The organism is Paenibacillus sp. J31R98 (assembly GCF_056269245.1).
In genome coordinates, this window is sequence record NZ_JBWDNO010000007.1 from 329827 (window position 1) to 339051 (window position 9225).

A 9225-nucleotide genomic window follows, 5' to 3' on the forward strand; every position below is an offset into this window, starting at 1 on the left:
GTCACCTGCTCCCATAGAATTATGCAGCTATATGAAGGGGAGGACAGCCTATCGTTCCTCCGCTAGCCCTCCCCGTACTGCCTTTCTATTGCATTAGCCACAAGGTACCGAATTGCGAAGCATTTTTGGCGCCGCCGACGCCGGAAGACCATTCGATGTAGCCTTCGCGTCCGCTGCCATCATTGTCATTAACAAGGAACGAGAAACCCGCTTCCTTCATCGCCGTTCCATCACCGAAGCCATCGAGCTCGGCACGAGGAATGCTTAGCTCATACGTAGTCGTTCCGCTGGCTTCATCACGGCTAACGGCGATATTGCCGCTTTCCATCAAGCCTGACTTGGCGAAGCCCATCCCTTTGAAGATCTGTGCTTCTCCACCGTCCTGCTTGCCGATCTGGAGCTCGTAGACGAGCGGCCCATAACCAGCGCCAGCCGTATTCGCCGCGTCGAAAGCAAGCTGCAGCGAGTCTCCCTGCCACATCGCACCGCCGGATTGCGGCTGGAACGCAGTGTCATCCTTGACGACGGCAAGCACGTACAGCTTCGAAGTATCCCACATGAGCTTCACATTCGCCGATACATCGTCTGCCTGCCAGTTGGCACGATAGTCTGCGCTCACTTGCTCCTGTTTATTGGCCAATGCAGCGACGGAGGCTGACCAACTGTCATCTACAAGCCCGTCAATAACGGGAGCTTGCGCAGCATGTGATGCCGTGATGACATAGAGCTTCTGGGTGAAAGGTATCGATTCTCCTGCGGAGCTAACCGTTCCTGCGATGATTATCTCGCTCGAAGCCTTAGTGCCGCTGAGCGGACTCATGCTGTAGGGCAGCGATACGGATGCGCCAGGTGCAAGGTCGAAGCCCGGCTGAGCGATCGTCAGCTGCCAGCCCGTAAGCGCTTGAAGCGCCACGCTGCCGGAGATTGGCTGGCTCGTCGTGTTCGTCAACTTTATCGCTTTCTTGTCGACCTGCACCGCTAGCTTCGGTACGATGTCCAGCGGTACCGATTTCGCTTTTAACGCTGGCTTAGAGCCATTCTCTCTAACCGTTGCTTGCACCGTGCCAAGTTCTGCGTTTGCAGGCGGCTTCAACTGGAACGTAATGGTCTGGCTTGTATATGGCTGTACCTCATACGCTCGGAGCATTCCCTTAGCTGAAGAGAACCAGCTCTTCGGGATACCGGCGAGCTCTAACGAGCCTTTAAGCTTACGGCTGCTGTAGTTGTACACTTCGACTGAGAACGAATTGTCAAAGCCGCGTGTGAGCGTAGCATGACCGATTCGCGTATATGGGCTATTCATAATCCAAGCCTGGTCAGGATCGTTATGCTTACCGTTACCAGACTTTCCAGGATGATCATCATGCTTAGTGCCGCCTGTTCTAGGGACTGCGCTTCCGACATAAGACTGAAGCTTGCCTTGCACATAGATTGGCTGCGCGGACAGCGTCACCGTCACTTTGCCTTGGACAGGCGCAACTTCGGTGGCATTGCCGTAGAAATCGTAGATCGTGACTGACTTCGACGCTTTGAGCAGAATCGTCTTCGCTGTTGTAGACCACATCGCGATCACAGAATCTGCGTTGCCACGTCCACTGAACGCAAGTGCCGTTACGCCATCCGTACCGAGTGCGACATCACCTACGTAAGAACGATCCGCGATTACGCGGTTCATGGCAGCTACAGCCGGATAGACCGGCTTCACCGCTCCGCCGATACTCGAATCAGCAAGTCCGAACTGCGTATCCGTTGCGATATTGAACGAGTAAAGCGCGTTACGCTGCACATCCATCGCATCCGCGAGCAAATATCCCTTCACGGTGTACAACGCTTGATTCGCAGCTCCTTGTTCATCCGTGCGCCAGCCCCATTCCGTCAGCCATACCGGCTTATCTGGAGCCTTTGCCTGTACGCCGGCAATATCGTGAACGAACGCATCACCAGCCTCCGGATCCCCGGCCTGATAGGGATGGATCACGATCGCATCCGTATAGTCCAGTGCTCCGCTCGCGATCATCTCATCCAGATACCCGCCGCCGGTTCCCGATAGCCCGCTCATGACGACAGTCGCGGAAGGATCGGCCCGCTTCGCTGCCAAATACCCGGCTTTCAGCAGCTCCGTATAAGCTTCCGCCGAATGCGTCGGTCTGAAGAAGCCGTCTAGATTCGGCTCATTCCAAATTTCCCATTGATGGACCGTGTCCTTGTATCGCAGGACCGTCTTATAGACGAAGTTCGCGTACTCAGAGACCGTACGCGGCGGGTAATGATCTGGCATATCCGCACCTTCGGCTGCGGTGCTTGCCCAAGCCGCGCTGTATGCCAGCATACCGATCATTTGCAGGCCTTGCGACTTGTTCGCCGCTACGATGCGATCATACAGCGACCAATCGAATTGACCCTTAGCCGGTTCAATTGTATTCCACAGAAAATCATTGCGAACCAGCTGCGCGCCCGCAAGCCTGATGAGTTCCGCTTCCTGCTCGCGAAGCTCGTCGCTGGCCAGATAATCATAGTGAGTCGAGAACCCGCTAAGCGTCGAATCATCATCCTTATGCCCCAGCTTCGCGCCTGCCGATGATGCTGCCGGAGCAATAGCTGCGAAGGCAATTGTCCGCGCCGACGGTACGCCTGCTTCATCCTCTGTATATGCCTCGATCGTATAGTAGCCGTATTTCGGCACTTGGAAGGATAGAGCTACATCAGCCTTGCCGCCCGCATCAATGGCCGGTATATCGGCTGTACCTGACAATACGACCGCCTCAGAGGTATCTTTGACGGTATAGCTTAACTTCCTTGCCAACGATGACGGCGCAGAACCGCTGTTGTCCAGCGCTGCGCTCAGCATGATGTTCTTACCCTCGAACACCGAGCCTGCTCGCGCAGCAGTCAGCTCCGTAACTTGCAATGACGGTTCACTGACAACCGGTGGCAGTAAGCCGCCTTTGTAGAAAGTGAAGTCATCAAGCGACCAGCTGCCGGAGCCATTCTCTTCCGGGCTAATATTAATGCCGCTCACAAGTCCCCAATCCAGCAGAGCGTTGCCTCCGCCATCCTGATAAACGAGGTCTGACGCTGCAATCGTAACTGGCGTCCAACCTTCGCCACTCACATCAATGATGGCGCGGAACTTATCGCCACCGTCCTTCTCCTCCACGCCGATCGAGTAATGCCGATCCGTCCCGTCGCCGCGAATCATGAAGCGCAGTGCCTCCGTTCCTTCCAGCTTCCAGTCTGCTGGGATATTTCCGTGTGCGACTAATCCCCAACCTGCTGCGGAGCGAGTATAATCGAACTTCGCTCCTTGACCTCCACTCGCCCCTTCAATGGCTGACTTTGTAATTTGACTGCCATCACCTGCCCATAGTCCCCAATCTCCGAATGCATCGGGAGAGAACGTATTGGTTAAGCTTGGCTCGAATGTACCCAGAGTCACATCGTCAATGGTGACTTGACCAGAGCGATCGATCTCCGGGCTAATATTGATCGCATTGACGCGATCCCAATCGAGATGCTGATCGCCGCTATCCTGATAAGTCAGCTCAGATACAGGTATCGTAACAAGCGTCCATTCCCTGCCGCTGATCGTAACCAGCTTGCGGTACTTGTCTCCGCCATCCTTCTCTTCGACTCCGACATAGAAGTCCTGCTCCATTCCATCGCCTTTTGCATAGAATTGGATCGTCTTTGTGCCGTCTAGATGCCAATCCGCAGGCAGCTCCGCATGCGCGACAAGTCCCCAGCCAAGCGGCGAACGGTCATAATCAATGCGAACCGCCTTGCCTGTAACGCCATCTACGCTTGCCTGCTTCACAGAGCTGCCTTCGCCAGCCCACAATCCCCACCCCGTAAAGACATCCGGGTCAAAGCTGTTCGTCCATGTGACCGCGCCCGTAGCCGCAGCCGCTGCCTCCCCTTCCGCCGCCGCTAACCCCTGAATAGGCATCGACAATGGCAATGCCAGCATTAACGCCATCAACGATTTGCCAATCGTCCAAACCTTCGCTTGCTTCCCCAACTCGCTTCCTCCCCGTTCATTCATCTCCTTGTGCTCATATGAATAATAACGTTTGAGAGAGCGCTTTCTCTACCGAGTACGGTGACAATTCCGACGTTTCTGTTACCTAGTGGGACATACAGCAAGCCCCCGATCATGATGTTCGGAGGCTCTAATCGTTATTTATTGAATTTTTGCCGATATTCCTTGGGTCCAACACCGACTATCTTGCGAAACACCTTTGCAAAATGAGACAAATTCGCATACCCGACCGCTACCGCAATATCCGATACTTTACGGTCCGTATTCGCCAAGTAAGACTTGGACTTCTCCACTCGTGCATGCATGATATAGTCCGACAGGGCGATCCCCGTTTCTTTCTTATAGAGGCGTGACAGGTAGGCTGGGTTAAGAAAAACATGCTTCGCGATATCTTCTCGCTTCAGTTCTTCCTCCATCAGGTGCTGGTTGATAAATTGATGGATCTTATCAATGACTGCCCTCGTATCCGCCACCTGCGCGTGATAGACTTCGAAGGCCTCTTCAATCGTTTGCTGCGCCCACGAATGGAACTGCGCTAAAGACCGAATACCGCCTTTTACCACGAATCCGCCAAACATAGGCAAGCCTTGACGATGGAATGAACGATAGAGCAGATGCTTGATCGAGGTCATGAGCATATCTACCGTATCTGCGGTCGTGTCACGTTCTCTAATAGACTTTACCGTATCTTCCAGCCGCTTAAGCAGCTCCTGTTTATTCCCTGATTCGAACATTACCAGCCAATCGTCAAACGGGGCAAAAGGAACCGACTGCATCGTTCTGTCCGCCGATTGCTCGCGCGTAAACACATCGTTCGATTCCGCCACATTGTCTTGTTCCTGCTCCAGCAAGGCGCGATAAGACGCGGACAGACGAGGGAGCTCCGTTTCCTCCCCGATATAGCAGGAGATTTCGCAGTAGAAGTATCGCTTAGCCGCCTCAAGCAGCATTTTACATCGATCCTTTAATCTTTCCATCCCCTCGGATAATCCGGCAACTCCGTCATAGAGAAGTGCAACATTGACGCCTGAGCGATCCTGCAGCACTGCGCCGCGTTCTCCCTCAAGCAGAATTTCGAGTGCCGAATTCCGGATGGCGTATTCCATTATCTCCTCGTCACGGGCATCGAGCTCTTTGCTCCATTGTTCCACGCTAATCAAGACAGGAAGGACCGTTTGATTCGAGGTGAGCGGCAGATTGTATAGATGGATGGCTTCATCAATGTTATCCTTCGATGAGGCGATACGCTGACTGAGCAAATCTTGCCAGAACCGTTCGATGAGCAACGGTTTCTGCTGCACCCAGCGGTCATGATAACGCCGGTATGTCTCTTGGTACTCCCTCGTTTCCCTCTTGTCGCTTATCTCCTTCAGGGCGCCTGCGACAATCCTTTTAAGCTCCTCATAATCTACTGGCTTCACAATATATTCATAGCTTCCGAGATGAACCGCCTGTTGCGCATAGCTGAAATTCGCGTGCCCCGTCAGGAAGATCGTCTCCGTCTCTGGAAAATGCTCTCGCGTCCACTCGAGCAGCTGAATGCCGTTGTCACCTGGCATCTCGATGTCCGAGATCAGCAGATCAACATTCGTTCTGTTCATCTGCTCTTTCGCTTGCTTGGCGCTGTATGCCTCGTAGATGTTCTCAATGGGCATGCCTGTCCAATCGATCCCTTGCGTAATACCCGCAACCGAATATTTCTCATCGTCAACGATCAGCAAATTAAACATGCACATGACCTCCCCCGTCATCCCCGTGCTGTATAGGCAGCGTCAGCTTCACGACCGCGCCCCCTGATTCACCATTCGCAAATTCCACAGCGGCTCTCTCTCCAAAATAAAGCCGCAGCCGATACATCACATTCCATATCCCGATATGATTGCCGTCTGCTTCCTCCATAAATCGCGCCGACCCTAGCTGGGCCAGCTGCTCAGGCGGGAACCCGACTCCATTATCCGAAATCACAATCGTGAACTGCTTCGGATCGTCCGTAAGCGCTTCCGCAAATATCCGAATAACGAAAGCCTCGCCTTCCATGCGCATGCCATGCACAATCGCATTTTCGACGAACGGCTGAACCGTAAGAGCAGGAATAGCGGCATCACTGAGAGGAGCCGGAATATGCATCTCAAAGTCCAGCATATCGGGATATCGGAGCTTCTGGATTTCTAAGTAATTGGAGATATGTTTGATTTCTTCCTGCAAAGCGACATGCGTCCGGTTCGTCCGAATCGTAAATTTGAAATAATCCGCCAAGTACAAAGCCATCTTCTGAACGTTGCCGTGCAGCTTCAGCGTCGCCAAGCTATAGATGATATGTAAGCTGTTCAAATAAAAATGGGGGTTGATCTGAACTTGCAGATGTTTAAGCTCCGCTTGTTTCACTCTCAGCTCTTGCTCATAGATACCGATACGCAGCTGCTTAATTTGGTCGGCCATATGATTATAAGTCGAAGATAGGAATGTGAGCTCACTCGTCTTATCCTCGGTTAGCCGATAGTTCAAATCCCCTTGAGTGATGCGCCTCATACCTCGTATGAGATCACTTAGCGGCCTAAACAGAACTCGTTTCAGCAGAAAAATATACAAGCCCAGCACAAGAACAGCGCCAAGCGGAATTAGCCATGCCGCCCTCATGAAGAAGGTTAGACGCTGAAGCATGTTTCTCTCTGGGATAAGCACGACCACTCGAATATCCGATTGGGCCGACTGTGTTCCTACTGCAAGCTTCTTACCGCCCGGCTGTTCCAGAACGAAATACGAGCCGTCTAGTGCCTTCAGATGATGACGGAGATCATTAAGACCAGTATCCGACAACGAGGATGGCGTCAGCGCCTCGCCACTCGGTCCGAGCACCATAACCTCGCCTCCGCCGCCAAGATTCAACTGGCGAAACGGCACGAGCAGATTGTCCACGTTAATCCAAGCGCCGAGCATAACGTCAGGCGATGCGTGGACAGCCGTAAATAGCCCAAATTCATTGCCGTTACGTAGAACGGTCCATTCCGCGTTATCATTCGTACTGCTCTTCTGGAGCCAATCAGCGAGCTCTCTGAAGTCTTTATAATTGCCGTCCGTGACCGTCAAATCCTGAGCCTTACGCGAATATACGAAAAAAGTACTGATCCGGTACAGTACAAGATCATCGCGCAGCCGGTTAATAATGCGTGCTTTGCGCAGCTGATACTCGCTGTCGCTATCGGGGTATAAATTAAGCGATAACACATCAGGGTCGCCAGCAGCCCGAGTCAGCAGATATTTGCTCGTATCCTCCAACACCTGATCTACCTTGCTCTGCATGAACAAGTCGACCAAGTCGTTATTGGAAGACGCTACTTTCTCCCTCACAACATGTATCGCATAAAAGTTCGTGTATAGGTGGTAAGCAACAAGTGGAACGAGCATAGCGAATATGCCGATAATCAACTTAAATTGCAGCGACTGGAACAGCTTCACCTGGTACCATTCCTTTACCGATTTGTTCTTTCGATTATCTCATACCGCGTAAAATCCCGTCCATGCTATTCCAGTGCGTATTTGAACGTTATGGTTACTAGTTTCATGGAGTTATAGAAACAACAAAAAAGCCTGCAAGATCCTAGGATCCTGCAGGCTGTCTGATGTATAAAGTGGTGCCGGCGAGAGGACTCGAACCTCCACGGTTTCCCTCACGATTTTGAGTCGCGCGCGTCTGCCATTCCGCCACGCCGGCTAACTTATGGCGCGCCCTAAGAGATTCGAACTCCTGACCTTTTGATTCGTAGTCAAACGCTCTATCCAGCTGAGCTAAGGGCGCTCATTGCTTGAAAAAAATTTGTGGAGGCGCCACCCAGACTCGAACTGGGGGTAAAGCTTTTGCAGAGCTCTGCCTTACCACTTGGCTATGGCGCCAGATTTAAATGGAGCGGAAGACGGGAATCGAACCCGCGACCCTCGCCTTGGCAAGGCGATGCTCTACCGCTGAGCCACTTCCGCAAATTAATGGCTGGGGATCTAGGATTCGAACCTAGGAATGACGGAGTCAAAGTCCGTTGCCTTACCGCTTGGCTAATCCCCAATACATTAAATGTTGTTTGTAGTTGTTATGGGGCGACCGATGGGAATTGAACCCACGAATGCCGGATCCACAAACCGGTGCGTTAACCACTTCGCCACGACCGCCATACAACTATATTTAATTGGCAGGGGCAGCAGGAATTGAACCCACACCAAAGGTTTTGGAGACCTTTGTTCTACCTTTAAACTATGCCCCTAGGAAATGGTGGAGGATGATGGATTCGAACCACCGAACTCTGAGAGAGCAGATTTACAGTCTGCCGTGTTTAGCCACTTCACTAATCCTCCAAGATGGTGCCGGCGATAGGAGTCGAACCCACGACCTACTGATTACAAGTCAGTTGCTCTACCAACTGAGCTACACCGGCATATACAATTGCTTTTTGAAAATGGTGGCTCGGGACGGAATCGAACCGCCGACACGAGGATTTTCAGTCCTCTGCTCTACCGACTGAGCTACCGAGCCGAACTTTGATTAAATGGCGGAGCCGACGGGATTCGAACCCGCGGTCTCCTGCGTGACAGGCAGGCATGTTGGGCCACTACACCACGGCTCCGCGTTATTAACGTTCGGTATATAACCGAATTGTTTTGGTTGCGGGGGCAGGATTTGAACCTGCGGCCTTCGGGTTATGAGCCCGACGAGCTACCGAGCTGCTCCACCCCGCGTCAATAAAAGATACTTCTTATGAAGTTAAATGGTGGAGGCTGACGGGATCGAACCGCCGACCCTCTGCTTGTAAGGCAGATGCTCTCCCAGCTGAGCTAAGCCTCCGTGACAGCGACAAGTAATATAATAACTCAATTACTATATCGAATGCAAGTCTTTTTTTTCAGGTAATTAATGGTGACCCGTAGGGGACTCGAACCCCTGTTACCTCCGTGAAAGGGAGGTGTCTTAACCACTTGACCAACGGGCCATATCTGGCGGAGAGCGAGGGATTCGAACCCTCGAGACGCGGTTAACGCCTACACGATTTCCAATCGTGCTCCTTCGACCACTCGGACAGCTCTCCAGAAATGGCTCCCCGAACAGGACTCGAACCTGTGACAACTCGATTAACAGTCGAGTGCTCTACCAACTGAGCTATCAGGGAACAACATGAATGTTCGGGCAATACTTAACACCC

Annotated in this window: 3 protein-coding genes and 16 tRNA genes; all 19 read right to left on the reverse strand. The window is 52.4% G+C overall.

Annotation, left to right across the window (positions count from 1 at the left end; all coding sequences use genetic code 11):
• Positions 1–85: 85 nt before the first annotated feature.
• The 19 genes from AC0YNX_RS24010 to AC0YNX_RS24100 all read right to left on the reverse strand — a co-directional run bounded on the left by AC0YNX_RS24010 (position 86) and on the right by AC0YNX_RS24100 (position 9192).
• The gene (locus tag AC0YNX_RS24010) at positions 86–4018 is read right to left on the reverse strand and encodes a sugar-binding protein (RefSeq protein WP_475818239.1); all 3933 of its coding nucleotides are present in this window, start codon (positions 4016–4018) and stop codon (positions 86–88) included.
• Between the two features lie 158 nt (positions 4019–4176).
• Positions 4177–5769, reverse strand: coding sequence for a response regulator transcription factor (locus tag AC0YNX_RS24015; protein ID WP_475818240.1), 1593 nt, complete (start codon positions 5767–5769; stop codon positions 4177–4179).
• Positions 5762–7495 (reverse strand): sensor histidine kinase, encoded by a 1734-nt coding sequence (locus AC0YNX_RS24020; protein WP_475818241.1) that lies wholly within the window; start codon positions 7493–7495, stop codon positions 5762–5764. The genes AC0YNX_RS24015 and AC0YNX_RS24020 overlap by 8 nt, the downstream gene beginning before the upstream one ends.
• A 174-nt stretch (positions 7496–7669) precedes the next feature.
• Positions 7670–7751 (reverse strand) — tRNA-Leu (locus AC0YNX_RS24025).
• A 7-nt stretch (positions 7752–7758) separates the two neighbouring features.
• Positions 7759–7835 (reverse strand) — tRNA-Arg (locus tag AC0YNX_RS24030).
• Between the two features lie 21 nt (positions 7836–7856).
• Positions 7857–7930: transfer RNA gene (locus tag AC0YNX_RS24035), tRNA-Cys, on the reverse strand.
• 9 nt (positions 7931–7939) lie between these two features.
• Positions 7940–8014 (reverse strand) — tRNA-Gly (locus AC0YNX_RS24040).
• 7 nt (positions 8015–8021) lie between these two features.
• Positions 8022–8096 (reverse strand) — tRNA-Gln (locus AC0YNX_RS24045).
• A gap of 28 nt (positions 8097–8124) precedes the next feature.
• A tRNA-His gene (locus tag AC0YNX_RS24050) sits at positions 8125–8200 on the reverse strand.
• An 18-nt stretch (positions 8201–8218) separates the two neighbouring features.
• Positions 8219–8292: transfer RNA gene (locus AC0YNX_RS24055), tRNA-Trp, on the reverse strand.
• A gap of 6 nt (positions 8293–8298) precedes the next feature.
• Positions 8299–8383, reverse strand: a tRNA-Tyr gene (locus AC0YNX_RS24060).
• A 4-nt stretch (positions 8384–8387) separates the two neighbouring features.
• Positions 8388–8463: transfer RNA gene (locus tag AC0YNX_RS24065), tRNA-Thr, on the reverse strand.
• Between the two features lie 22 nt (positions 8464–8485).
• A tRNA-Phe gene (locus tag AC0YNX_RS24070) sits at positions 8486–8561 on the reverse strand.
• A 14-nt stretch (positions 8562–8575) separates the two neighbouring features.
• Positions 8576–8652 (reverse strand) — tRNA-Asp (locus tag AC0YNX_RS24075).
• Positions 8653–8687: 35 nt separating this feature from the next.
• Positions 8688–8764, reverse strand: a tRNA-Met gene (locus AC0YNX_RS24080).
• A 30-nt stretch (positions 8765–8794) separates the two neighbouring features.
• Positions 8795–8870 (reverse strand) — tRNA-Val (locus AC0YNX_RS24085).
• 70 nt (positions 8871–8940) lie between these two features.
• Positions 8941–9015 (reverse strand) — tRNA-Glu (locus AC0YNX_RS24090).
• Between the two features lie 5 nt (positions 9016–9020).
• Positions 9021–9111 (reverse strand) — tRNA-Ser (locus AC0YNX_RS24095).
• A gap of 5 nt (positions 9112–9116) precedes the next feature.
• Positions 9117–9192 (reverse strand) — tRNA-Asn (locus AC0YNX_RS24100).
• Positions 9193–9225 lie beyond the last annotated feature (33 nt).